The organism is Nocardiopsis sp. NPDC050513, assembly GCF_044457925.1.
Lineage (GTDB): Bacteria > Actinomycetota > Actinomycetes > Streptosporangiales > Streptosporangiaceae > Nocardiopsis.
The window spans coordinates 129,174-154,755 of the sequence record NZ_JBITHK010000006.1; the positions used below are offsets into that span (position 1 = coordinate 129,174).

The following is a 25,582-nucleotide window of genomic DNA, read 5'->3' on the forward strand; positions in this document are numbered from 1 at the left end:
AACTGTCTTGAGCACGACAGATGCGAGAGAGGTTCCCGGATCGTGCCCACCCCCCACCCCCCGAGCGGTCTGCAGCCCAACGAGCCGCCCTGGCAGATGCGGATGCTCAACGACGCGGACGAGGTCGTCGGCGGCGCCGTCCTGGTGTCGCCGGACCTGCTCGTGACGTGCGCCCACGTCCTCGACGCCGCGCTCGGCCGGTCCGGGGACCCGCCGGAGCACCCCGGGCCGGGGACCGCCGTCCGGCTGATGTCGTTCGACGACCGGGTGTGGAGCGCCGACGTCCTGCCCGAGCTGTGGTCGGCCGGTCACGGCAGCCGCGACCTGGCCGTCCTCCGGCTGCCGGGCCCGGGCCTGCCCGACACGGACTTCCCCAAGATGAGCGGGTGCGCGAACGTCTCCCCGGGTCAGGTCCTGTACGTGGTCGGGTACCCCGCGGGGATGCGGTCGCTCCAGGCGTCCGTGGTCTACCGGGGCAGGGGCGGCCCCACTGAGTCCACCCACCAGGTCGAGACGCCCGAGTCGAGGCCGGCGCAGATCACCGGCGGGTTCAGCGGCTGCGCCGTGCGCACGGCCACCGGCGAACTCGTGGGGATCATGCAGAAGAACCACCACTACCTGTGGAACGACCCCGACCAGCCGTCGGGCATCGCCTTCCTGTTACCGGTCGAGGAGTTCGTCGGCGAGCGGGACGGCCAGGAGCGCGTGTCCGTGCGGCGCCTGGCGGACGAGTCGCTCTGCGGCAGGGAGGCCTACGCCCGCCTCCACGACCTGCTGGACTCCGTGTCCGTGGAGGAGGTCCCGCCCGAGGCCCTGCTGAACCCCCACGAACTGCGCAAGGTCAGACGGCGGGCGTCGGGCACGACCGCCTGGCAGGTGCTCACCGCGCTGTGGGACCTGGTCCCGCCGGTCGGCGAACCGCCGCCCCGGATCGCCTGGGTGCACCACGTGTACCAGGAGATCAGCGTCCGGCGGCCGCTCCCCCCGATGGTCTGGCCGTGGATCAGGCAGGAGGCGTACCCGCTGGGGCGCGACTGGGAGGAGATCCTGTCCCGGCACCGGGACCGACGGCTGCTCAGCCCCAGGAGGCCGGACGCGTTCGCCGGCGCGGCGGAGCCGGACACGGTGGTGCTCTTCGACCTGGAGCCTGTGACCGGGGGCTACCGGCTCTCCCACAAGATCGCCCACATGGACGAGGAGGGATACCGGCTCCTGCCCCAGGGCACGAAGGTCGTCCGCGAGGGCGACATCCTCGACGAGATCGGCGACCTCATGGGCGACGCGGCCATGAGGAGGCTGGTCACCCCGGACGAGGAGTCGTTGCGGCTGCGCGTCCTGCTCCCCAAGGACCTCCTGCACCTGAACCTGGGACAGGCCACCACGCACCGCGCGTTGCTGGAGTATCCGCCGCGGCTCGGCGCGATGTACGAGATCGTCTACCACGTCAGGGAGCGGGTACAGTCCGCGTCCTTCATGGAGGCGCTTCCCGGCAAGTGGCGCCGCAACTGCGAGCAGCAGAAGACGGACACGCTGGTGAGAGATCGAAACACCCTTCTCACCTGGGACTTCCCGGTGAGCGAGGTCGTGCACCTCCTGAATGACGGGGACGTCACCCTCTGCATCGCCGAGTCGGACAACGAGGACATCCGGCACATCTACGACTCCGCGCTCCACCAGGGGATCCCGACCGTCATCCGCGGCCCGAGGCAGGCGATCCGAGAGCTCGCCAAGGAGCTCCTCGACCGCGACCCCGGTTCGCGCGTACCGGTCTCCGGCCTCGCCCGACACCTGCGCGACCGCGCCATGAGGGACGCGCAGAACCGGGGGATCGCCCTCATCCACGACGTCTACGGGGACGATCTCCCGCGCCGGGCCCTGCGGGAGCACAATCACCCGACCCAACCAGACAAACCAGACAGAGATCTATAAAGAATGCGAAAAGTCATTTAAGTCAACATATCTCACACTCTTCACTTTTTAGGCCATACAAAAAGGCGCTCCGGCTGTGGCGTGGAGCTGCGATTATCCACGGAACGAGGCCAAACGGGGCTCCGCGTATCGCACAAGGCCAACCATCGTGGCAGGATTATGGGAGGAGACTTCCAGGAGGAGTTCGACGTTGTCGGACACATATCAGAGCGCACTCGAAAATCTGGCGGGCGGGCCCTCCCGCCTGGTCGTTCTCGTTGACTCCTCCCCCCTCATGGCCCTGCACCAGGACGCTGTCGCCGAGCTGGTCGAGCACGCCGGGCGGGCCGGCACGCCGGTCGTGCGGTTCCACGCCGGGCACGCCGCGCACGCGCGGGGCGGGCACGGCCCCCCGTGGCCGCTCACCGACCCGTTCCCCGACGGGGTCGACACCGCCGTGATCGTCACCGACGCCCAGGACCGGGGATGGCGGCAGCGGCGGTTCCGCGGGTGGGTGGCCTCGGTCGCCACCCGGCTGCCGACCGCCCTCCTCCACCTCCTCGACCGCTCCGTCTGGTCCCGGGGGCCGCTCGCGCCCCGGCCGTTGCGCCTGACCGGGGCGGTCCCCTCCGCGCCCGGCGACTGGACCCCCGTAACCGCCGCGGACGACGCCGCGGACACCGCCCTGCCGGAGGACGCCGCGCTCCTGCCGGTGCTGGCCTTCGGTCCCCGCTCCCTGACCGAGTGGACCGCCGTGGTGAACGGGACCGACAGGATCTGGGAGGCGGACGTCGGCGTCCTCCCGTCCGACGGCGCGCGTCCCCCGGAGACGGTTCCCTGGGACCCCGACCCGGTGTCGCGCTTCCTCGCGCAGGCCTCGCGCGGCGCACGCGACCTCGCCGTGCGCCTCACCCAGGCGCCCGTCAACCTGCCGGTCGCCGAACTGCTCCAACGGAACCTTCCGCACGCGCCGCGCGACGCCCGTACGGCCGTCACCGAGATCGCCGAGGTGTTCGGCGGCGACCTGATGGACCCCTCCCGTCCGCTGGGCGACCTGAACGACCCCGCCGTCCCCGCCCTGGACTTCCTCCCCGGAGTGCGCAGGAACCTCCTCGGCCGGTTCGGCGACCTCAGCGTGATGCGCTCGGTGTTCCACTCGATGTCCATCGAGTTCAAGGACTCCGCCCGCGTCTTCCAGTGGCTGTCCAGGATCGAGACCGGCGCGCCCCGGGTCACCTCCCTCGACGGCGAGGAGGGGCTGGCCAGGGCCCTCCTGCCCGCTCTGTCGGAGATGCCGGGCGAGTACCGGAGGTTCGCCGGACACCTGCGCGCCGCGCTCGACGGCACGTCCGGCCACGACCCGGCCCACGGGACGGGCCCGGGTGCCGCTCCCGACCCGGCCGCAGTCCCGAGCACGCCCACCACGCCCCGAGAGGAACCGGGTCCGACCGTGACCGACACCCACATCTTCGACACGGAACCCACTCCGTCGGAGCCCCTGGACCCGCGGCGCCCCCAGGGGAGGCGGCCCAGGGCGCGGCGACTCGCCAAACTCGGCGGCGTGCCCCCGCACAACCTCAACTTCACCGGCCGCTCGGAGATCCTCGGGCGGATCCGCGACCTGTTGTCCGAATCCTCCGGCAGCGTGTACCTGTTGGCGGGTGGCGGCGGCATCGGCAAGACCCAGATCGCGATCGAGTACACGCACCGCTACCGGGACGGCTACGACCTCATCTGGTGGATCCCGGCCAACAGCGTCACCGACATCCACCAGTCCTACGTCAGCCTCGCCCGACACCTCGGCCTGGCCGAGGAGGGCGGCAATCTGGAGATGACGGCCCAGCGGGTCCGCGACGCGCTGGAGACCGCTCCCGAGATCGGCCACTGGCTGCTCGTCCTCGACGACGTGGGCGACCTGAACTCCCTGGACACCGCCGAACTGCCCACCAACGGGCCCGGCGACATCATCATCACCTCCCGCGACCAGAGCTGGATCCCGAGCGGCCGCAGCGAGGGTTCGGTCGTCCCCACCCTCAAACCGGAGGAGAGTGTGGCGCTCCTCCGCAAGATCTGCCCCCACGGCCTGGAGGACGACGGGGACGCCCTCCGCATCGCCGACCGCCTGGAGCACGTGCCCCTCGCACTGGCGCAGGTCGGCGCCTACCTGCGCGACTCGTTGATGAGCGTCGAGGACTTCCTCCACCTCATCCAGGACAAGTTCGACGAACTCGTCACCCATGTGGAGTCGGACGACCTGTACCCGCTCCCGCTCGCCGCGGCGTGGAACATGCAGCTCGACGACCTACGGCGCGGCACCGGATCGGACCGGGCCGTCAAGCAGATGGTCCGCGAGTTCATCCAGCTGTGCTCCTTCTTCGGTCCCCGCCCGTTGGCGCGCACCCTGTTCCACCGGGCCCGGGGACTCAGCTCCAACCCCCAGTTGGCGCAGATCCTGGGCAACGAGATGGCTCTGTCCAAGGTGCTGCGCTACGTGAGCAGGCACAGTCTCGCCGAGTTCGACCGGACCAACCACACCTTCCAGATGCACGTCACCTTCCAGACGGTCGTCCAGCGGACGGTGAGCGACGAGGAGAGCGTGCGCTACCGGGACCTGGCCCACCGCCTCCTGGCCCAGAGCGACCCGCTCGGCCCCGAACTCCCGCAGAACTGGTCCGAGTACCAGCTGTTGTACACGCACGTGCGGGCGTCGGAGGCCTGGCGCAGCCACGACCCCCAGGTCCGCGGACTCGTCCACAACGTGATCACCTACCTGGTGGAGACCGGGGACGAGCGGGCCGCGCTGAACCTGGCGGACCGCGCCATCGAGTCCTGGTACGACGACACCGGACAGCGCTTCCAGGTGCAGCTGCTGCGCACGATGATCCTCCGCATCCAGGGTGAGAACCGGACCGCGCTCGCCGAGGCGGACCGGATGTACGCCGAGCAGACGGAACTGGAGGGCCCCGAGAGCGAGGAGGCCCTCGACGCCCACCGGGCCCGGGCCATCGCCCTCAGCAACCTCGGCCACTACGACCGGGCCCTGGGCATGTTCGAGGACATCCACCGCGTCAGGACCGCCCGGTTCACCGAGGACGACGAGAAGACCCTGGTCATCGCGCACGACATCGGCGTGACCCTGCGTCGGCTGGGCCGGTTCCAGGATGCTCTGGACCTGGACCGCCGAACCCTCGACCAACGCGAGTACCTGTTCGGCGAGAACGGCATCCCGTCCCTGCGCACCCGCCTGTCCACCGGCCTGAGCCTCATGGCCCTCGGCTATCTGGAGGAGGCCCGGGACGTCCTGGAGGACTGCCAGCGGCGGTTCGAGGCCGCCGTGGCGGACGCCAGTACCCACACCGTGGACATCCCGACCTCGCTCTCGGTGCTCTACCGCAGGCTCGGCAACCACGAGTCGGCGCTGGAGCTGTCCACGAAGGAACGTGAGTCCGCCATCCAGCGCTATCGGCCGCACAGCCGCCCGACGCTGCACATCAACAGCATCCACATGGTGAATCTGGCCTTCGCCGGCCGGGTGGACGCGGGGGTGAAGCTGGCCAAGGACCTTCTCGCACACGTGGACGACGAGTTTCCCGAGCACCACCTCTTCCCCTGGGCCTCCAGGGCCAACGCCGCGATCGTGTTCCGTGTCGCGGGAGAGTACGAGCGGGCGTACGAACTCGACACGACCGCCAGGCAGAGGGTCCAGCAGCACTTCCCGGACGCGCGGATCACCCTGGCGGCGGTCGAGGTCAACCTCGGCAACGACCTGTTCGCGCTGGGACGGCTCAAGGAGGCCCGGGCCCAGGACGCGAGCAGCGTCGAGCTGTGCGTCGAGGCCCTGGGCGAGCACCATCTCTTCCTGACCACCGCCCGACGCAATCTGCTGATCAGCCGCCGAGCGCTGGGGGAGGACGTTCAGGAGGAGTGGGAGGCGCTACGCGACCAGTACGCCGCGCGGTTCGGACTGGACCACCGCTTCGTGGCCACGATGGCGGACTTCGCCCGGCTGGACACCGACATCCTCTCGATGAGGGACTGAGCCGCGGTTCGGCCCGACGACGGTCCCGGCCGAGCCGGGCCGGCCGGCCTCAGGGCAGGGACGAGAGCAGGGACAGCCATTCCCGGTCGGGGAAGTCCAGGATGTGCCCGTCCGGCCGGAGTGAGTCGCGCAGCAGCACACGGCCGGACCGCTCACACGAGGCCTCACAGCATCGGTCATTGTTGGTGGACCACGACGACGTACGCCATCCGGCGCCGTCCCGGCCGTCCCGCCAGGTGGCACGCTCGCTGTCTCGCCCGGTCCTCACTGGTTCGTCCCACCGTTTCCTCCGCTCGGACGCCCGCGGAATCTCGCCCATTCCGGACATGTCCCACGATTTTACTTTCCGCTCCGGCTCACCGGAATACCACTACCCCCTCGAAGAATGCGTGAGGTCAGCGTGAACAAAGTGATCGATTTCGTCACCGACGACGGCACCGTGATCAGCGTCGAATCCGCGCCCGTCCGCCGCGAGGGCGCGTCCAACGTCGCGCGGGACGCCATGAAGATGCTCGGCGACAAACAGCTCGACTCGGTCCTGCTGCGGATCAGGAAAGTCGGCGAGGCCGTGTCCGCGCAGTTGACGGAACTCGCCTCGTCCCAGTTCGCCCCCACGGAAACGGAGGTGGAATTCGGCGTGAACGTGAGTGCCGAAGCCGACGCCGTGGTCGTCAAGGGCGGCGGCGAGGCCACCTTCAACGTCAGGATGACCTGGTCGAACACCGGCTGAGCCCCCGGGGGCCGGAGCCCCCGCCGTCCGCCCCCACGCGAAAGGGCGTCCCCGCCTCCGCGGAGGCAGGGACGCCCTCGTGTCCGCCCGAGGGGCGGCGGGAGTTCCGGGACGACTCCCCAGGATCTCCCGACGCGGCCCCCGCGATCCTCCGCCGACGGATCACGGGGGCCGGGTCCGCACGGGTCAGTCCCAGTCCAGGCCGCCGCCGGTCTGGTACTCGATGACCCGGGTCTCGAAGAAGTTCTTCTCCTTCTGGAGGTCCATCATCTCCGACATCCAGGGGAACGGGTTCTCCGTCTCGCCGAAGATCGGCGCCAGACCGATCTGCTCGGCGCGGCGGTCGGTGATGAAGTGCATGTACTTCTCACACAGCTCGGCGTTGAGGCCCAGCACGCCGCGCGGCATGGTCTCGCGACCGTAGGCGACCTCCAGTTCACAGGCCTCGGTGAGCATCGTGCGCACCTCGGCCTGGAACTCCTCGGTCCACAGATGCGGGTTCTCGATCTTGATCTGGTTGATCACGTCGATGCCGAAGTTCAGGTGGATCGACTCGTCGCGCAGGATGTACTGGTACTGCTCGGCGATGCCGACCATCTTGTTGCGGCGGCCCAGCGAGAGGATCTGCGCGAAACCCGTGTAGAACCACATGCCCTCGAAGATCACGTAGAACGCGACCAGGTCGCGCAGGAACGCCTGGTCCGCCTCGGGCGTGCCGGTGCGGAAGTCCGGGTCCTCCAGGTTCTGCGTGTACTTGAGCGCCCACGCGTCCTTGGCCGTGATCGACGGGATCTCCCGGTACATGTTGAAGAGCTCGCCCTCGTCCAGGCCCAGGCTCTCGCAGATGTACTGGAAGGTGTGCGTGTGCACGGCCTCCTCGAAGGCCTGGCGCAGCAGGTACTGGCGGCACTCCGGGTTGGTCAGCTGGCGGTACACGGCCAGGACGATGTTGTTGGCGACCAGCGACTCGGCGGTGGCGAAGAAGCCGAGGTTGCGCTTGAGCATCAGGCGCTCGTCCTCGGTCAGCCCGTCCTTGGACTTCCACAGCGCGATGTCGGCCTGCATCGCGACCTCGGTGGGCATCCAGTGGTTGTTGCAGCCCGCCAGGTACTTGTCCCACGCCCACGTGTACTTGAGCGGGAGCAGCTGGTTGACGTCGGCGCGGGCGTTGATCATCGCCTTGTCGTCGACGTTGACGCGCGCGGCGTCACGCTCGATCTCCCCGAGGCCGCTGGTGGCGCTGGCGCTGTGGTCGGGTGCTGTGGTCATACTGCGGTCGCTTTCCGTTCTCCGGCCGGGCCGGACGTGGGTGATGCGTGGTGTCTGGGTCCGGGGGCCCGGCGCGGGGCCGCCCGCGACGTGCGCGGACGGCCCCGCCGCGCGGAGTTCCCGGACGGGCGGGCCCTACTGGCAGGCCTCGCACTCGGGGTCCTCGATGGAGCACGCCTGGCCCTCCACGATCTCGAACTCGTCCGCACCGGCGGTCGGCACGGCGCTCGGAGCGGGGCTCGGGCTCGGGCTGGCCGCCGGGGCCGGGCTCGGGGACGGGGCCGCGACCGGCGCGGAGCCGGAGGACACGGCGTTGAGTCGGCCGTCCGTGCCCTTCAGGGTGCTCTTCTCCACGTGGGTGGCGCTCTGCGACCGCAGGTAGTACGTGGTCTTCAGGCCGGAGCGCCATGCCCGGCGGTACAGGGTGTCGAGCTTGCGGCCGCTCGGAGCGGCCATGTACAGGTTCAACGACTGGGCCTGGTCGATCCACTTCTGCCGGCGCGAACCGGCGTCGACGAGCCAGTTCGGGTCGAGCTCGAACGCCGTCGCGTACAGCGCCTTCAGGTCGTCCGGAACGCGGTCGATGTCGCCCAGGCTGCCGTCGTGCAGCTTCAGGGCGGAGACCATGTCGTCGTCCCACAGGCCGCGCTCCTTGAGGTCGCGCACCAGGTACGGGTTGACGACGGTGAAGTCGCCGGACATGTTCGACTTGACGAACAGGTTCCGGTAGACCGGCTCGATCGACTGGCTCACGCCGGTGATGTTGGCGATGGTCGCCGTCGGGGCGATCGCCATCACGTTGGAGTTGCGCATGCCGGTGGTGCGGACGCGCTCGCGCAGCGAGTCCCAGTCCAGGGTCTCGCCCCGGTCCACGTCGAGGTCCCCGCCGCGCGCCTCGGCGAGCAGCCGCAGCGAGTCGATCGGCAGGACGCCCTTGCTCCACAGGGACCCGTCGAAGGTCTCGTAGGAACCGCGCTCGGCCGCCAGCTCCATGGACGCCTCGATGGCGTAGTAGCTGATCAGCTCCATGCTCTCGTCGGCGAAGTCGACCGCGCCCTCGGAGGCGAACGGGGTGCGCAGCTTGAACAGCGCGTCCTGGAAGCCCATGAGGCCCAGACCCACGGGGCGGTGGCGCATGTTCGCGCGGCGCGCCTCGGGGATCGTGTAGAAGTTCACGTCGATGACGTTGTCGAGCATCCGCACGGCGGTGCGCACGGTGCGGCGCAGGCGCTCGGCGTCCAGGCCGTTGGGGCCGGTGTGCTGGGCCAGGTTGACCGAGCCCAGGTTGCAGACGGCGACCTCGTCGGCGCTGGTGTTCAGCGTGATCTCGGTGCACAGGTTGGAGGAGTGCACGACGCCCGAGTGCTGCTGCGGCGAACGCAGGTTGCACGGGTCCTTGAACGTGATCCACGGGTGACCGGTCTCGAACAGCATGGTGAGCATGCGGCGCCACAGGTCCACCGCCTGGACCTGCTTGAAGACCTTGATCCGGCCCGCCGCGGCCTCGGCCTCGTAGTGGGCGTAGGTCTTCGCGAACTCGGTCCCGTACTTGTCGTGCAGGTCGGTGACCTCGTCCGGGGAGAACAGCGTCCAGGTGCCGCCCTGCTCGACACGCTGCATGAACAGGTCCGGAACCCAGTTCGCGGTGTTCATGTCGTGGGTGCGGCGGCGCTCGTCGCCGGTGTTCTTGCGGAGGTCGAGGAACTCCTCGATATCGATGTGCCAGGTCTCCAGGTACGCGCAGACCGCGCCCTTGCGCTTGCCGCCCTGGTTGACCGCGACGGCGGTGTCGTTGGCGATCTTCAGGAACGGGACGACGCCCTGGCTCTTGCCGTTGGTACCGCGGATGTGCGAGCCCAGGCCGCGCACCGGCGTCCAGTCGTTGCCCAGCCCGCCGGAGTACTTCGACAGCATCGCGTTGTTGCTGATGCCGTGGAAGATCGACTGGAGGTCGTCGCCGACGGTGGTCAGGAAGCAGGAGGACAGCTGCGCGCGGACCGTGCCCGAGTTGAACAGCGTGGGGGTGGAGGCCATGAAGTCGAACGAGGACAGCAGCTCGTAGAACTCGATCGCGCGGGCGTCCCGGTCGTCCTCGTTGAGGGCCAGGCCCATGGCCACGCGCATGAAGAACGCCTGCGGCAGCTCGTAGCGGACCTCGTCGCTGTGCAGGAAGTAGCGGTCGTAGAGGGTCTGGATGCCGAGGAAGGTGAAGTCCTCGTCCCGCTCGGGGCGCAGGGCGGCGCCCAGGCGCTCCAGGTCGAACGTGGCCAGCGCCGGGTCGAGCTGGCCGAGGTCGATGCCGCGGCCGACGTAGGCGGCCAGGTAGGCCGGGTAGCGGTCGGCCATCTCGGACTGGCTGGCGGCCTGGGGGAAGCCGGCGATGAAGGTGAGGGCCTCGCGGCGGAGCGTGTCCAGCAGCAGGCGGGCGGCCACGTAGGAGTAGTCGGGGTCGACCTCCACGAAGCTGCGGGCGGCCATGACCAGGGCCAACTCCACCTCGGCGTCCGAGATGCCGGGGTAGAAGCCGCGGCGCGCCTCGGTGAGGACCTTGTCCGCCGAAACACCGGTGAGCCGCGCGCAGGCCTCGGTCACGACGTGCTCGATCCGGTCGACGGCGGCGGGGGGCGCACCGTCGTGGGTCGGCTCGGGCCGAACGGATGCGGGCACGGCCTCGACGTCAAGGGTCATACAGCGGCTCCAACCTCGGTAGAAGAGTCCCGGCGGGGAGGGACACGAGAAACACGGCCACGGCACACCGGTGGGCCGACACGCTCAGTGCGCGTGGTCATCGTGACCGGTGGGTCCCGGTGGCCCGCTCTCGAAGCCCCGTCGTCGGCGCACGGTCCGGTGCGCGCCGGTGGCAGGTCCCCGGGCTCGCGGTCGGTCTCCTGAGCGTCGCTCCCCGGGGGTCTCTCGGGGGATCCCAGTACGTGTGCGGAGTCCGATCCCACTCGCCGCTGCGGGCAGTCCCGGATGCGCACCGGGTTCCCTCTTGCCTCACCCTGTCGGGGTGAACCACCAGCGGGACAGATACTACATCTTGGGGATGGGACGTTGGAACACCGCAAGATGATGGCGTGTCATAGATTTTTCCACGGAGGAGACCGCGGCGGAGGGCACACCGGCGGCGTGGTATAGGGCGCGCGAACATGCCCGCTTCGTGGGGTTTTGACCGTCGATTCGGAGGAGTGCGCGACCGCGACCCGACACAGCCTAGGGGCCCGCGGGCGGTGTGACGCACCAGGCGCGTCAGAAAGCTCACGACACGCTCCGAGGGTCGTCTCCGGAGCGCCGGAGGACCGCCCGCGCGCGGCACGGCGTGCTGGTCGGCGCGGGGGTCAGTCGGTGTCCAGCAGGCCGTCCAGGTCGTCCTCTCCCAGCCCCAGGTCAGTGCGGACGCGGAACCGCATCCGCAGGAGCTCGTCGAGGAGGTCGCGCACGTACGGCGAGGCCGCGGCGCCCAGGTGGGCGCGGATCCCGACGGTCGCCCAGCGCTCGGCGCCCGTCAGGTCGTCGTGCGCGTAGAGCACCTCGGCGACGTGGACGTAGGTGGGCAGGCCGAGCACCCCCTCGCTCTCCAGCCGCTTGAGCTGCGCGTAGGCGCGGTCGGTCTCGTCCAGCTGCAGCAGGGCGCCCGCGCTCAGGGCACGCGCGTCGATCACCGTCGGACCGCCGTCGTCGATCGCCCGCTGGTAGGCCGCGCACGCGTGCTCGTACTCCTGGGCGATCTCCCACTGCTCCCCCGCACGCACGAACAGCTCCGCGCGGGTGATCTCGCTCCCTGCGTCGACCCGGTTGGCCAGGTCCTGCAACTGGGCGGCGACGGGGCCGTGCTCACCCGACCGGACGGCGTGGAACTCCATACGGTCGAGATCGGCCGTCGTCACGTGGGTCAACCGCATCGCCCCCATCCCCTAACTCGCGCTCCCGGGCGCCAGTCAGGGTCTGGCGCGCTCCAGTGCCTGCCAGAACCCCTGGCGCAGTCCGTCCCGGACTTCGTCCCTCAGCAGGTGGTCGATCGGCAGCGAGGAGCCCTGGAGCAGACGCGCCTCCAGGTCGGAGGGCATCCGGGGCCTCCGGGCGAGAACCGCCTCGACCCACAGGGCGGGCGCCTCGCGCGCGATCGACTCCGCGAAGTCGTTCCCTTCTCTGTGTGCGACATGCACCGCATCGTCAACGGTATGCGCGGCGGCGCGTGTCTGCTGGGGATATCCAGGACTGGGACTGGATTCCTGGTGTCCCCGTTGGCCGAAGCGGCCATCGTGCTCGGGACCAGTACGCGGCGGACCCCCGTATCCGGGAGCCGCCCCGCCGCGGCGTGCGGCGTCAGTTTCCGTACTGGTCCCATAGGTAGGGTTTGCGTCGCTCGCACCCCCGAAACCCGGCGTGTCGCCCGGCCCGAAACGCGGGTCCGCCTGGGGTGGCGGCCCGCTTCTCTGCGGCGGTGGGTGCCCCTGGGGGGTGTCGGAGGCGAACGAACGCTGGGGGCCGGTCCCCGAGGCGAAGGACCGCTGCGGGCCCGTGCCCGCGGCGAATGACGGCTGCTGTCCGGTGCCGCCCGCGAAGGACTGCTGCGGCCCCGTCCCGTTGGTGAACGCGGGCTGGGCTCCGGTCACCGGGTGCTGGTGGGCGCCCGGCCCGACCTGTCCCGGGGCCGCTCTACCGGGCAGGCCGTACCCGTTCTGCTCGGCGCCGTGCACGGCCTGGTCGCCGCCGGAGTAGGCGGTCTGGCCGTTCTGTCCGCCCCGCGCGTGTCCCCCCGGGGCCGTCGGCGACGCGCTCGGGAAGGCGCCGTTGCCGCTCATCGGCACCTGGGCGCCGGAGGGGAACCCGTTGGCGTCGATGGGACCGGGCGACGGGGTGTCCGCGGAGGGTCCGGCGAGGTGGTCGCCGCGCTGCTGTGCGAGCGAGCGCCGCATCGCGCGCAGCTGATCCATGGCACTGCCCTGCGGAGCGGGCTGGGGTCCGGTGCTCGCGAAGATCGCGTCGAGGCCGCCGCCCGCGCTCCCCGCCGGCTCGACCCTGCCGCCGCCGGGGTGGGCCTCGACCGGATGGCGCGGTGTGTCGGGAGCGGAGCGGGCACGGCCGTTGGAGAACGGCGTCGTGGTCTTGGCCGCGTTCTCCTGCGTGGAACCACCGCTGGTGAGCAGGTTGACGTACGGGCGGAGATGACCGGCGCCGATCTCGATGAGGTCGTCGCACTCCCGGCGCAGGGTCCGGGAGATGGTCCAGTTGCCCTCGACCGAGATGTGCACGACGGTGACCCGCACGCCGAGGTCCTGAACGTCCGCCACGACCGACGCCATGTCCTCGTCACCGCTGACCAGGACGGCGTCGCACAGGACACCGGTGCGCGCGAGGGTGGTGAGGTCGCGCTGGACGTAGCTCTCCACGCCCTCGCGGCGGCCGGGTCGTATCCGGGCCGCGCGGAACTTGATGCCGGGGATGTCGGCGATCCCGTCCTGTTCCTGGGTGCGCCGGTCGTCGGCGACGGCCTCGTACCAGTAGCAGCGCAGGAGCGGCAGGCCGGTGCGGTCCCGCGCGACCTCGTTGAGGAACTGGACGAGACCGGAGTAGTCCCAGGAGACGGAGTCCCGGTTGCGGGTTCCGTGTACGGCCATCGCGCCGTCCGCGAGAAGGTATCCCGCGTCGACGAACAACGCGCAGCGGTCCACGTGACACCGCCCCCTTCCCTGTTGACTCTGGGGCCATATCCATGACCGGGCCACAGCCTAGCCAAGTCTGTCTCGTTTTGCGTGCCAGCCGTGAACACCCACGGTTACGGTCACGCTACGCACAGGCGGAATTCCACGGTGACTCGCCCCTTTCACGCCCCACACAGCGTGACCGGGAAGTCATACCGAGTCGGGACTTCAGGTCCGCATGGGCGCGGTCAGAGCGATCGTTCCCACCATCACGGCATCCTGGTGGGACCGGATTCGGATGTCCGATTCCCGTCCCAGTACTGCGTCGAATCGGACGACGTCCGTCCCGAACGCGACGGGGTCCCCGACGGCTCCGCGCGCGGAACCGACGAAGCTGTTGGCCGCGCCCGCGCGTCCGCCCCGCGGCGTGAGAACGGCTCCGTCCACCGCCACCGAGTCGCCGTCCAGGCCCGCGTCACCCTCCCAGGCGACGACGTCGACGGTGGAGGGCACCGCGGCCGGCAGCAGTCCGGACACGGGGAAGCCGACCGCTCCGCCCTGGAAGACCAGGTCGGTGTGGTCGAGGACCATCGCCTGGTTGTACGAGCCCACGCGGGGGTCCTCCACCACCACCACCAGGCTCCACCCGGCGTAGACGCCGCGGCCCTCGGCCGCGGGGACGTCGGCGACCCACCACTCGCCGCCGCCCTGGGCGCGCACGAGGTCGGTGACGTCGGCGAACGCGTGGTAGGCGGGGTATCCGGGCAACTCGACGACGTGGGTCTCGTCCGCCTCGACGGTCCGGTACTCGTCCGTGGCGGGACCCTTGATCCGCGCGGTGGGCGCGTCCTGGCGTCCGCCCGCGGAGAAGTACAGGCCCGCCCAGCGCACGGTGCCGCCCTCGGGCAGTTCCCAGGTCGCGGAGCTGGAGGAGGCGGTGCCGGGGTTCCAGTCCCGATCGAGCGGCGCCATCTCCCAGTGGTCGTTGTCGGGCAGGTACCCCTCCCGTGCCCGTGCCTGGGCGCAGAGCCCCTCCTCCCCGGGTTCGTCCTCCTCGGGCGTGGACCCGGGTTCCGGCCCTACCGAAACCTCGCGGGTACCCGGAACGTCGGGGCCCGAGGGGCGCACCGGAGGCTCGGGAGCGCCGGGCGCCGAGGGCGAACCGGGGCCCCCAGGGCGACCGGGAGAACGCCACGGAGCCGGGCCCTCGGCGTCGACTCCGGCGACCGCGGACCCGATCTCACCCTCGGTGACGTCCGAACCCTCCGTGTTCTCTCCGCTCCCACCGGCACCATCGCTGACACCGTTCTCGATCGGCCCCTCCAGTCCCAGACCAGAGCCGCCGTCCCCCGGTGCCCGGCGAGAATCGGCGCCGGTCTCCGGATCAGCGGCCTCCCACCACTCCTCGCCCAGGAGCTCGTGCTCATGGTCGTGCCAGGGGCCGTGCGGATGCACGGGCCAGGGCCACGGGATCCCGGGGGGATCCGGCTCGACGCAGGTCATCAGGGCGTTGCCGACGGTCTCGGTCCGGACGCGGCCCGCCGTCGCGAAGCGCGCCGCCACACCCTCGGCGGTCACGCCGCGCTCCCCCGTCGCGGTGACGGAGACGTCGCCCGTCGACAGGGAGACCGCGGCGGGGATCCCCGTCCCGGCGTCCCCGGCCACCCGCACGTCGAAGAACTGGGTTCCGTTCTGGCCCGCGTCCATGCCCGGGTGCACGCACCGGCCTCCGCCGCTGCTCACCGCGCAGCTCCAGTCCCCGTGGCTGACGGCGCCGGGGACCGCGTTGCCCGCGCCGCCGGAGGAGACCATCTCGACCCCGGGAGGCAGCGTGATGAGGGCGACCACCTCGTCCACGGTGTCCGCGCCGATGTTGCGCACGTCCATGACCATGATTCCGCCGCTGCCCGGGACCAGCGCCCCGACCGGGTCGATGCCGGCCGCGAACAACGGTTCGGGAGCGTCCTCCGCGGGGACCTCGGCCTCCGGGACGTCGGCGGGCGGCACGACCTCCGGTTCCGGCTCGGGTTCCGGTTCCGGCTCGGGTTCCGGCTCGGGTTCGGGTTCGGGCTCCCCGGACGGCGAGGGTGCGGTGACCGGCGTGTCCGGGGACGGCGGGGGATCCTGCGCGGGGGGATCGTCCGCGGGAACGGGCTGCGCGGGCCGGGCGGCAGGCGCGGCGGTCGGCGGGTCGGGCAGCGGTTCCTGGCCGCCCACCAGGGCGAGGGCGACCGCGACCGCGACGCCGGTCGTGGCGGCGGCTCCGGCCGTCGCCTGCTGCTGGCCGCGCGACATCCGGCCCCACCAGGCGCCGGTGGCGGTCCCGCCCGGAAGGGAGGCGAGGTAGCCCGCGGCGCCGGCCCCGGCGACCAGCGGCAGGACGGTCCCGCGCAGCCCGACGTTGACGTCCATGAGCTCCGCGTACACCTCGCGGCAGTCCGCGCATCCGTCCAGGTGCGCGCCGACCTTGGCGGTGTCCCGCTTGGCCAGGCCGCCCCGGACGTAGGCGCCGAGCAGGCCGAGGGCGGGACGGCACGGCTCGGCGGCGCCCCCGCCCGCCAGATGCATCTGGAGGTAGGCCTGCCGCAGGCCCTCACGGGCGCGGTAGGCGAGGGCCGCGACGCCGTTGGCGTTCATCCCGAGGACGGGCGCGGCCTCGGAGGGTTTGACCCCCTCGATCTCCGTGTGCCACAGCACCGCCTGCCAGCGTTCGGGGAGGGAGAGGAAGGCGCGGGCGATCAGTGAGCGTTCGAGGCCCGCGAGCGCCGGGTCGACGAAGGGCTCGCCCGGATCGAGGCTCTCCATGTCGTCCGTGACGACCTGGCGCTTCTCCCCGCGACCGCGGTCGTAGGCGGCGTTGCGGACGGCGGTCAGCAGGTAGGGGCGGAAGGAGTCCGTCGGCCCCCGGCCGCGCTGGATCACGCTGAGCACCTTGGTGAACGCCTCGGCGACGGCGTCCTCCACCTCGGCCTCGCCGCGCAGGAGCTGACGGGCGAGACCGCGCGCGGCGGAGGCGTGGCGTTCGTAGAGAACGCCGTAGGCGGCGGTGTCACCGCCGCGCACCCGCCTGATGAACTCAGCGTCACCATTGAGCACCTCTGTGTCATGGCTGTCGGCGTCGGTCACCCGGCGTCCTTTCTCAACGATCCCCGCCAGCTGGGAGTAACGCCGGATCGGCGTCGTGTTCGCAGGTCCCCGAAAAAATATCCCGCATCGGCGTCATAGCCGCCACCGATCTCCGTAATCCGAGGCAGAGGCGGACGGACGGGCCCGGGGCACGGGCCTCGACCGGCCGCCGGAGGAACGGACGACAGGGGGGAGCGGTGCCATGGGTGACGACGCGGCGGGAGCCGGGGCATGCGACCACAGGGTCCGCGCCCGGGAACTGCGCGCCCTGTGGGCGGCGCGGAGCCGGGAGACGGGGTGGGACACGGCTGAGGACTGGTGGACCCCGGCGGTCGACGCGGTGTGCGCGTCCTTCGCCACCGGGTCCGGTCTGGCGGACGCCTCCGGCCGTCTGGGAGCGGCGCGGGCACGGGCGGGCGTCGGGGTCGGGCAGAGCCTGGCGGACCTGGCGGCGTTCACGGAGGCGGTCGGATGGGGCGAACCACCGCTGCGCCTGGTCAGGGCGATGGCCGAGGGGTGGGCCGACGGAGGTCGGTCGGTCGACACCTGCCAGGACGCACTGACCGGGCTGGCGACCCTGGTCTACCTGAGGGCCCGGTTGGGCGAGCTGTACCCGATCGGCGACGACGCACCTCCCGTCGTGGAGCACCGGTTGGTCGTGGTGACGCTGGACCCGGCGATGGATCCGTGGCGGCGCGCCGCCCGGCTGATCGTGCTCGGCTACGAGCTGCGCCGGTTCTTCACCCGCGGGGAGTCGGTGTGCCTGCTCAACCGGACCCGGATCGCGGTGGTCGCGCACGAGTCGGAGGACCTCGACGCACGGCTGGCCGAGTTGCGCCGGGGATCGGGTTGGGGCCACGGGGCCGGTGTGTGGGCGGTTCCGCTCCCTCCCACCCTCAAGGAGGCCGTCACCCTGGTCGACGGTCTGGCGGGGTCGGGGCCGTGACCGCATGACGCCGCCCGTGCCGCGCGGTCCGCCATGAGAGAGGCGCGACCCGGTGCGAGGCGGTCGGCCGACCGCCGTGCCCCACTGAGGGGAGGGGCATGGCGTGTCGGCCGGCCGGACGGGACACGGGTCCTCTGGCTCCTTCGGGGGCGACCCGAAGACCCGTCCGGTGAGGGGAGCGCCGCCATGCGGCGCCCCCGGAGGCGCGTCCGCAAGGGGAGGCGGGCGCGCCTCCCCCAGCGTCACCCGATCACGGGATCAACCGAGGTTGACCCTGCCGCCGGTCATCGCGAAGACGGCACGTCGCAGGCGCGCGACCGGGACGGGCTTGATCGCTCCGATGCGCGCCTCGTAACCGCCGGGCACCGGTGTGTGGGCGCCGTCGAGGAACCCGGTCACCGAGGGTTCGGGAACGGGCAGGTCGCCCGACACGGATGCGACGGCGGGCGGAGCCTCCTCCCCGGGCGCACGTGCCCACGAAGACGGGGAGGGCTCGGCCTCCGTGGACGCGGCGGCCACGGGCGGGGCCGGAACCGGCTCGGGCGGAGCGGTGGCCGCGGCCTCGGGCGCGTCCGGAACCCTCTTCGTGCGAGCCCTGCGCTCGGAGCCGCGAACGAGGAAGACGTCCGTCTCCTCCGCGTCGGGGTTCGGCTGGTCCTCCACACCGGGCACGCCGACGACCTGGGGACGCGGGGCGCCCACCTGCCGGGGCTCTCTCGTGGTCGGAGCGGCGTGCTGGTTCGAGGTCCACGGTGTAGGTCGCGGCACGTCCGAGGGCGACGCCGTGCCGAACCACGCCTTGGCGGGGGACGCGTAGCCGCCCGATCCCCCGGTGCCGGAACCAGGCGCCGCCTCGGGCTCCACCGGACCCTGCTGACCCGTGCCGGTCGCCGGGCCGCGGGCGGGGGGTGCCGAGGCGGACCACAGGGACGCGGGAGTGGAACCCGGTTCCGTGTGCGTGGGCGTACCGGGGGCGGAGGCGCCCGGCCCGTCCGTGGGCACCGCCCCCTGCTGGGAGGCACCCGATCCCCCGGTTCCGGGCCCAGGTGTCCCCGCGCCCGGGATTCCCGAATCCGGAGTACCGGGCGCGGGAGTCCCCGCACGCGAAGCCCCGGACCCCGGCGGCTCAGGGGCGGAGTCTTCAGTCACGGGCGTCCCGGGCGCGGGACCCTCCGGGTCAGGACCAGGCGCGGGCGTACCGGACACCGGGGGCGTCCCCTGCCGGTACGTCCCGGCCGTGAAACCCTGCTGCGGTCCACTGCCGTCCCCGGAAACCGGAGCACCCCGCGGCGGAGTCCCCGCACCCGAAGCCCCGGACCCCGGCGACCCGGGTACGGACACGGGCCTCCCGGGCGCGGGCCTCCCGGGCGCGGGACCCTCCGCGTGCGGGGCGCCCGACACCCCGGGCCGCTGCCCGTGCGCCGCTGGGAACTCTCCGTGCGGAGGCGCGCCGCCGGGAGGAGGAGCCCAGGGCGACACCGGGGCGTCACCGTGCGGGGACCACGGGACGGGCGGCGGCTCCGGCTTGGGCGCGCCCGTGAGAAAGGCCTCGGCCACCGAGTCCTGCGCGACGACGCGCGACGACGGCGGCGTCCCTCCGGCGGGCGCTGGGGGGCGCTGCGGCCCCGAGTGCTCCGAGTCCTGCGCGTGCCCCGACCACGGTGCCTGGTGCGGCCCGGAGTCGGCGAACCACGCCGCCTGGTTCGGGCCCGAGGGAGCCTCCCAGGGCGCCTGGTTGGGGCCGGTCGGCTCGTGCGGCCCCGGCCGTTGGATCGCGTACGGGCTCGGCGGGATGTAGGGCTGCCCGTGGGGACGTGGAGCGTCCTCGGACCCTTCGGGGCGTTCCGGGTCCTCGGGATGCCGCGGATTCCGTCGGTTCACAGCGCCTCTCCCCTCCGCGTGCCCGGACGGTCGCCGTCGACCGCCCGGTTCAGCGCCTCGGCCGCCACGTCCAGAATCGTTCGGTGCGTCGCCTCGGCGATGGCCCGAGTCCGGACCTCGCCCCCCTGGGCCAGGTGCCGGTCCCGCGCCAACCGCACCACACCCGCGCCGCTGTCGGCCACGACCCGAGCCGTGCGCACCGCGTCGAGCCCCGGATCCTCGCCGTGCCGCTCGTCGAACAGGACCACCACCGTCCGCCGCGCCTCGAACTCCCGACCGCCCTGGACGAAAGCGTCGAGGGCACGACCCACGCGTGCCACGGCCGCGCGCGTCGCCCGCACGACCCACACACGAGCGTGCGCCGCCTCGGCCACGGCGTCCACGAACGCCGCGTCCCCCGCACCGGCGACCAGGGTCACCCCGAAGAAGCGGGACAGCGGGAGCAGCCGGGACGCGTAGACCGCCGTGTCGTCGCGTGTCGTCGCGACCGTCCACAGCCCGTCGCCCACCTCCGACAGGCCCTCGCGCGCCGCCTCGAAGGTGGCCTCGTCCACGCCCGGACCCAGGCGGGCGGCGCCGTCCGCGCCCAACCGCACCCCGAGTGACGGCGACCGCCCGGTGGCGTCGACGGCGAGCACGCGGTCGTGTCGGTAGTGGGCGAACGACCGGGCGAGCAGGGCGGTCACCACCGCGGTGTCCGCGCCCGTCCCGAGGTCGTCCACGACGATCCGCCGCCCCGTGGCGGTGGACCGCTGCACCCGCCGTCCGACCTCGACCGCCCGGGCCACCTCGTCCACGGACCGGAACGGGCGCACCGCGGCGCGCCCGACCCGGCGGGGCAGGCTGTCACCCGGTACCACGCGACCGCCGACCCCGGCGGTCGTCTGCGAAACGCTCATCGTCCCTCCAGGTCAGAACGTGGCGAGGAGCCGCTCGTAGGTGCCGAAGGCGCCGATCGCCAACGGGATGAGGACGACGACCGCGATCGCCTCGAACCGACTGGTGACCCCCCGCAGGCGCGCCCGAACGTGCTCGGGCTGCTCGACGGACAGGACCGCGGCGGGGATCGCCGCCACCGCGACCGCCACGCCCAGCGCGGGCCACACCCCCCACGGCACGGCCTCGGCCACCGCGAACAGGGCACTCACCAGGACGACCAGGCTCGCCACGATGAGCACGGACTTCTGGGCGACCAGGGGGAACAACCGCGCCCGGCTGGCGACCACCACGGCGAGTACCGCCGACAGGCCCGCCGTCCAGGGGTTGAACTCCGAGGCCAGACCCAGCCCCGCGGTGGCGGCGGCGACCGCGACCGCGACGGTCGCGATGACCAGACTCCGGTGCGCGCCCGCCACGGAGGTGAGCACGTCGGCCCGGGTCACCGCGTCGCCCGAGCTGCGGTTGTCGTCCAGCACGGCCAGCCCCGAGAACATCAGCGCCAACCGCAGCAGTGTGCTCAGCAGCACCACGCAGGCCACGGCCATGACCACGGCGACCTGGTGGTTCGGAAGACCGAGAGCGGCCCCCGCCGACCACACCGCGGCCAGCGCCAGGCCGACGCCGCCGCCGGTCAGCCCGCCCCGCCCCAGCCCTGAGGTCAGGCCGAGCAGCAGCACCAGTCCGGCCGCCAGGGCGGCGATCCCGCCCCAGCGCACCCAGTGGGGCCAGCCGAACAGGTCACTGGCCAACCACAGGGCCAATCCGCCCATCGCCGTGCCGCTCATCGCCAGTGCGGTGCCCAGGGGCTCGCGCCACGTCGGCCCGATCGCGGCGCCCACGGCCAGGAGCAGTGCGGCGGCCGCGCCGAGGGCGCCGATCGCCGCCCCGCCGGGCACGAGCCCCTGCACGATCCACCCCGTGCTCAGGGTGAGGACGACCAACGCGAGCGTGGACGTCCACCGGGCCGCGGTCGGGTTCCACCGGCCCTGGTGGCCGTCCAGCGCCATGGACACCGCCTCGGGCACCTCGTGCACCACGGGTGCCGGCACCGGCTCCTCCGCGCTGACCAGCCGCAGCACCGCGCCGTCGGTGATCCGCCGTTCCGCGAGGGTGGTCTCGCCCGCCAGGACCGCGCCCGAGGCGGTGACCAGGTGCCGCGACCGGGCGGGGTTGCTCACCTCGTCGCCGAGGAGGTCGAGCACCTCGGGCATGAGTGCGCCGATGGGCTCCGACGCGGGCAGGACGGCGTCGACCCGGCGCTCCTCACCGACGAGCGTCACCCGGCTCCAAGCGGTCATGGCCTTCCAATCGTGCTGCGTGGCTGGCGGGGGTCACGCCAGGTTCGGATCCGCCCCCGTGCGGTGGTCAGGCGGGAACGCCGCTCACGGCGACGCGTTCAAGGTAGCCATTGCCGATCAGCCAGCGCACGGTGGGCACCGGCGGGACCTCCGCGAACCCCGCCGTGTCGAGGCTGAAGCGGACGCCGCCGCCCGGGCCGGCGCCGTCGGGAGCCGCGGTACTGGCACCCACCTGGAAGGGGTGGATGACCCGGTAGCGGTGGTAGAGGTCCTCCCCGTCAGGGGACCTGCGGGCGTGTTCGGGCAGACCGCGGGCGGAGAAGGGGGTGCCGTCGGGGTAGAGGAACCGGCCGCTCTCCTGGCCGAAGGCGTCGACGACGTCGCCGACCTCCAGGGTGTGCCGGTAGGAGTCGCCGCTGCGGTCCTCCAGGTTCTCCCGCACCCGCGTGGTCAGCTCCGCCGCGGCCTCGGCGACGGTCTCCTCCTGGGCGGCGGTCAACGGGGCGGGTTCCGCCTCGGTGGTGGCCAACTCCTGGAACAGCCAGCGGGCCGCCTCGTCCTCGGTGGTGAAACGCATCCCGGTCCGGCCCTGGTCGAAGGCGATGACCGAGGAGTCGAAGTAGCCCTCGGCGTCCTCGGTGACCAGGTAGTAGCTGTCGACGGTCCCCGGCGCGGGCCGCTCGTCGCCGGGCAGGACGTACAGGGTGTCGGGGACGCCCGCCGCGACCAGTTCGCCGCGGGCCGCCTCCAGCGTGATCTCGGCGCCGACCCAGTCCCCCGGGAACTGCGGGACGTTGTCGCTCGCCGGACCGGAGGAGGCCTGTTCCTGTTCGATCCGCTGGTCGCTCAGGGTGGTGGTGACGAACGACCATCCGACCGTGGCCCCGCAGACCACGGCGGCGAGACAGACGCTGATCACCACCTTGCCCAGGTTCTCGTCGAGGCGGCGCCGGGTGCGCTGGCCGCCGAACAGCACGGCCTCGCGCAGGCGTTGCCGACGGACCGCGATGGACTCAAGAAGCTGGCTGTCGTAGTCGCGGGCCAACAGCACTCCTCAGTTCTGGTCATGGGCGGCTCCCCGGGGAGGGGGCGGCCTGGTCGTCGCCTGTCCCGCCGGGTTCGGTCAGATGTTGGCGACCGCGGCTCCGGCGCGGCTCAGCGTCTCCTGGGCGGTGGCGTCGTTGGACTCCAGGGTCTCGCGCACGAGGCGAATGATCTCACGAACCTCGTTCGCCGCCGCGTTCCACTTCTGTTCCTTGCCGTGGTACTCCTCGGAGACGCCGTCGGCCTCGAAGTCGCCCATCGCCGTGGTGACGTCGCTCTCGTGCTGGCCGATGATCGCCTCGAGGCGGTTCATGATGCCGTTGATGTTGCCTTGGACCTCCGAGGAGGCATCCGTGTTGTAGGCGTTGCGTCCGGACATCTGAGATTCTCCTCCAGGTGGGGGTGGGCGCGGTCTACCTGAACTTCGCGGCGTCGAAATTGGCCGCGGCCATGTTCTGGTTGGCGTCGTCGGCCATGGTCTGGGTGCCGGTCTGGAAGGCCGTCTCCATGCCCGCCTGGCCCTCGTTGATGGAACCGAGCCCGGTGCGCAGGTCGGCGGCGATGGCGTCGGCCCGGTTCTTGAAGGAGTCGAACGCGGCCTTGCCGGGTCCGTCGAACTTGCCGTAGAGGGGCTCGGCCGCCTGGACGAGCTGACCGATCAGGGTGGAGAGTTCGTCACCGCTGCCCGCGGTGTTCTGTCCCAGGGTGACCAGCGTGGTATCGCCTTGGTCCCAGCGTGGCATCCTTCACCTTTCCTCGGGGGCCTCGCGAGGCGGTCGCCTCCAGAAGGGGAGACGCGCGTGGAGTCGCCGTGGTTCCGCGTTCCCGGAACCGCCGCCCCGATCGGTAGGGGGACTTCGAATAATACAAGCGTCCAACGACGGAGAATGGGCGAGGATGGCCACCTGTGGACAACCTCGGAATGGCTTCCCACGCCGTCCGTGACACGGGGCGGGAAGACCGTGTGCACCGCGCGGACTCGGCCGGGCGGAAGCACCCGCCCCTCTTTGCGTCTTCTGTCACACGGAAAACCCCAGAAACACCTCCCCCATGCGAAGGTCGGCGAACGCGAAGATCCGTCCGGCCGGAACCGTCGGCGCCGCGGCGGGATCCACGGAAGTGCCGTCGAATACCATCGGGACCGGTCACACCGAATTGCACCGGTCGGATAAGCACGGCGCGCACCGGGAATGATGATCTCGCCCCCGCCGCCCCCACGGCCACCGCCGCGGTCCTCACCGCACCGGAGACCACCCGCCCGGCGCCGCCCCGCACGTGAGGAGACTCCTTGAGCCACGACGTGGTCGCCCTGCTGTCCCAGCCGCCCGACCGGCGGTCCCTGACCAGGGCCATGGTCGAGGCCGGGCCCGCCCTGAGGGTCCGGCTCGTGGCCGAGGGCGCGCTGGTCGAGCTGCGCGACGACGACGGCCGGACCGTGGCCGCCCTCCGGGCCGCCCAGCGCCTGCAGATCTCCGCCGAGGCCGACCGCCTGCTGGCCGACGGCGTCAGCGACGACCTGCCCGCCGAGCCGTACTGGGTGGAGGCGCACGGAGCCGAGGTCCGGGACGCCGACACCGCGGGCATGGTCCGCCGCTTCGCCCGGTACCTGGCCGACGAGCACGACGGTGTGCTGTGGGAGCCCGAGCGCCGCCTCGACCGGAGCCACCCGCACCTCAGCGGCACCACCGACCACCCCGCGGTCACCGCGGTCCCGGGCGAGTGCTTCGTCGTGCTCCAGGACCGCCCCCTGGTGCCGCTCTCGCCCTGGCTCCTGGACGCCGTGGCCCGGTACGGACGGGAGGGGCGCCGCCTGCAGCTCGTCACGCCCTCCACCAGCCGGCTGACGTACGCGCTGCGCTCCCTGGTCGGCAAGCCCGGTTGCCGGTGGGTCGTCCAGGCGCCGGACGGAGCCTACTTCGACGGCTTCTCCGGGGTCCCCCTGGTGTGGGACGCCGACTCCGGGTTCGGCGTGGACCCGGACGCCTCCGCCGAGGACGGACCGCACGAGGCGTTCCGCGGATCGGCGCGGGATCTGGGCGCTCAGCTGCTCGTCGAGGCCAACGTGGAGCACCCGGCCACCGACGACCTCCTCCTGGGCGGCGCCGCGGAACTCCTCGCCGAGACCCTGGGCGGCGCCCTCCCCTCCCTGTGGGGCACCAGCGAACCGCTGGCGCAGGCCTGGGACCGCGGCGCCCTGACCGCGACGTGCCGCAGGCGCGTGCCCGCCCAGACGCTCATCGCGTTCTCCGGTCCGCCGGAGAGCGTGCGGGAGGAGGGAGTCCGTCCGTTCGCCGGCACCCAGCGGGTGGGGCGGACCGCGAACGGCGTGCGGGAGAACATCACCTTCGCGGTGGGGCACGAGCCCGGCGAGGAGCCCGACACGGCGGCCCTGACCACGGTCGTCAAGGAACTCGCCGCACGCGACGTGCTCCAGAACGCGACCGTGCGCCGGTTGGGCGGCCGGTCCGACCTGACCTATCCGGCACGGTGGTCGGGGGTGCCGGTTCCCGTGGGCGTGGCGCTCGGCACGGAGGCGGTCTCCACGATCGGGACGGACCGCGCCCTGTCCGCTCCCGTGCGCTCGGTCCCGTTCGGCCCGCCCATGACCCCGGCCGTCTGGTACCGGATCGGGGACGGCACGGAGACGAACGCCTGGGAGCGCTTCCGGAGCCTCATGAGGCACCTGCACCCCGAGGGTTCGCCGGACTCCTCCGGAACGTCCTGACGGAACCGACTTCGATAGGGTTCTCCGCATCC

The 25,582-nt window shown here is 72.1% G+C and carries 18 protein-coding genes and 1 riboswitch; of the genes, 6 read left to right on the forward strand and 12 right to left on the reverse strand.

What is annotated here, in order from left to right; translation table 11 throughout:
- Positions 1-42: 42 nt before the first annotated feature.
- Positions 43-1,929: a serine protease gene (locus tag ACIBFB_RS12860; RefSeq protein WP_397229473.1), complete on the forward strand. Its 1,887-nt coding sequence runs from the start codon at positions 43-45 to the stop codon at positions 1,927-1,929.
- Between the two features lie 274 nt (positions 1,930-2,203).
- Positions 2,204-5,947 (forward strand): FxSxx-COOH system tetratricopeptide repeat protein, encoded by a 3,744-nt coding sequence (fxsT, locus tag ACIBFB_RS12865; protein WP_397229952.1) that lies wholly within the window; start codon positions 2,204-2,206, stop codon positions 5,945-5,947.
- 49 nt (positions 5,948-5,996) lie between these two features.
- On the opposite strand, the gene ACIBFB_RS12870 is transcribed toward fxsT, so the two are convergent.
- Positions 5,997-6,215 carry a DUF397 domain-containing protein gene (locus ACIBFB_RS12870; protein ID WP_397229475.1) on the reverse strand — a complete coding sequence of 73 codons (219 nt, stop codon included), beginning with the start codon at positions 6,213-6,215 and terminating at the stop codon, positions 5,997-5,999.
- A gap of 117 nt (positions 6,216-6,332) precedes the next feature.
- On the opposite strand from ACIBFB_RS12870, the gene ACIBFB_RS12875 reads away from it, so the two are divergent.
- Complete coding sequence (locus ACIBFB_RS12875; protein WP_397229477.1) at positions 6,333-6,677, forward strand: CU044_2847 family protein; 345 nt, start codon at positions 6,333-6,335, stop codon at positions 6,675-6,677.
- A 186-nt stretch (positions 6,678-6,863) separates the two neighbouring features.
- Here the strand turns inward: ACIBFB_RS12875 and ACIBFB_RS12880 are convergent, their stop codons facing one another.
- The 5 genes from ACIBFB_RS12880 to ACIBFB_RS12900 all read right to left on the reverse strand — a co-directional run bounded on the left by ACIBFB_RS12880 (position 6,864) and on the right by ACIBFB_RS12900 (position 16,717).
- A complete protein-coding gene (locus tag ACIBFB_RS12880; RefSeq protein WP_397229479.1) occupies positions 6,864-7,946 on the reverse strand; it encodes a ribonucleotide-diphosphate reductase subunit beta in 1,083 nt (360 codons plus the stop codon).
- A gap of 135 nt (positions 7,947-8,081) precedes the next feature.
- On the reverse strand, positions 8,082-10,634 hold the full coding sequence (locus tag ACIBFB_RS12885) for a ribonucleoside-diphosphate reductase subunit alpha (protein ID WP_397229481.1): 2,553 nt from the start codon (positions 10,632-10,634) through the stop codon (positions 8,082-8,084).
- Positions 10,635-10,787: 153 nt separating this feature from the next.
- A riboswitch (cobalamin riboswitch) is annotated at positions 10,788-10,981 on the reverse strand.
- A gap of 303 nt (positions 10,982-11,284) precedes the next feature.
- Positions 11,285-11,857, reverse strand: a complete 573-nt coding sequence (locus ACIBFB_RS12890) for a hypothetical protein (RefSeq protein WP_397229483.1) — start codon at positions 11,855-11,857, stop codon at positions 11,285-11,287.
- Between the two features lie 27 nt (positions 11,858-11,884).
- A complete protein-coding gene (locus ACIBFB_RS12895) occupies positions 11,885-13,621 on the reverse strand; it encodes an NYN domain-containing protein (protein WP_397229485.1) in 1,737 nt (578 codons plus the stop codon).
- A 198-nt stretch (positions 13,622-13,819) separates the two neighbouring features.
- A complete protein-coding gene (locus ACIBFB_RS12900) occupies positions 13,820-16,717 on the reverse strand; it encodes a sigma-70 family RNA polymerase sigma factor (protein WP_397229487.1) in 2,898 nt (965 codons plus the stop codon).
- A 202-nt stretch (positions 16,718-16,919) separates the two neighbouring features.
- Between ACIBFB_RS12900 and ACIBFB_RS12905 the strand changes: the two genes are divergently transcribed.
- On the forward strand, positions 16,920-17,663 hold the full coding sequence (locus ACIBFB_RS12905; protein ID WP_397229489.1) for a hypothetical protein: 744 nt from the start codon (positions 16,920-16,922) through the stop codon (positions 17,661-17,663).
- Positions 17,664-17,921: 258 nt separating this feature from the next.
- Here the strand turns inward: ACIBFB_RS12905 and ACIBFB_RS12910 are convergent, their stop codons facing one another.
- On the reverse strand, positions 17,922-18,527 hold the full coding sequence (locus ACIBFB_RS12910) for a hypothetical protein (protein WP_397229491.1): 606 nt from the start codon (positions 18,525-18,527) through the stop codon (positions 17,922-17,924).
- Between the two features lie 673 nt (positions 18,528-19,200).
- Between ACIBFB_RS12910 and ACIBFB_RS12915 the strand changes: the two genes are divergently transcribed.
- The gene (locus ACIBFB_RS12915) at positions 19,201-19,461 is read left to right on the forward strand and encodes a hypothetical protein (protein ID WP_397229492.1); all 261 of its coding nucleotides are present in this window, start codon (positions 19,201-19,203) and stop codon (positions 19,459-19,461) included.
- Positions 19,462-19,540: 79 nt separating this feature from the next.
- Here ACIBFB_RS12915 and ACIBFB_RS12920 read toward each other — a convergent pair whose 3' ends face one another.
- From ACIBFB_RS12920 to ACIBFB_RS12940, 5 genes are all read right to left on the reverse strand, one after another.
- Positions 19,541-20,443, reverse strand: a complete 903-nt coding sequence (locus ACIBFB_RS12920) for an ATPase (protein WP_397229494.1) — start codon at positions 20,441-20,443, stop codon at positions 19,541-19,543.
- Between the two features lie 12 nt (positions 20,444-20,455).
- The gene (eccD, locus tag ACIBFB_RS12925; RefSeq protein ID WP_397229496.1) at positions 20,456-21,781 is read right to left on the reverse strand and encodes a type VII secretion integral membrane protein EccD; all 1,326 of its coding nucleotides are present in this window, start codon (positions 21,779-21,781) and stop codon (positions 20,456-20,458) included.
- 67 nt (positions 21,782-21,848) lie between these two features.
- On the reverse strand, positions 21,849-22,826 hold the full coding sequence (locus ACIBFB_RS12930) for a TNT domain-containing protein (protein ID WP_397229498.1): 978 nt from the start codon (positions 22,824-22,826) through the stop codon (positions 21,849-21,851).
- 78 nt (positions 22,827-22,904) lie between these two features.
- Positions 22,905-23,204: a pore-forming ESAT-6 family protein gene (locus tag ACIBFB_RS12935; RefSeq protein ID WP_397229500.1), complete on the reverse strand. Its 300-nt coding sequence runs from the start codon at positions 23,202-23,204 to the stop codon at positions 22,905-22,907.
- A gap of 34 nt (positions 23,205-23,238) precedes the next feature.
- Complete coding sequence (locus tag ACIBFB_RS12940) at positions 23,239-23,568, reverse strand: hypothetical protein (RefSeq protein WP_397229502.1); 330 nt, start codon at positions 23,566-23,568, stop codon at positions 23,239-23,241.
- Positions 23,569-24,113: 545 nt separating this feature from the next.
- Between ACIBFB_RS12940 and ACIBFB_RS12945 the strand changes: the two genes are divergently transcribed.
- Complete coding sequence (locus tag ACIBFB_RS12945; protein WP_397229504.1) at positions 24,114-25,550, forward strand: DUF6177 family protein; 1,437 nt, start codon at positions 24,114-24,116, stop codon at positions 25,548-25,550.
- Positions 25,551-25,582 lie beyond the last annotated feature (32 nt).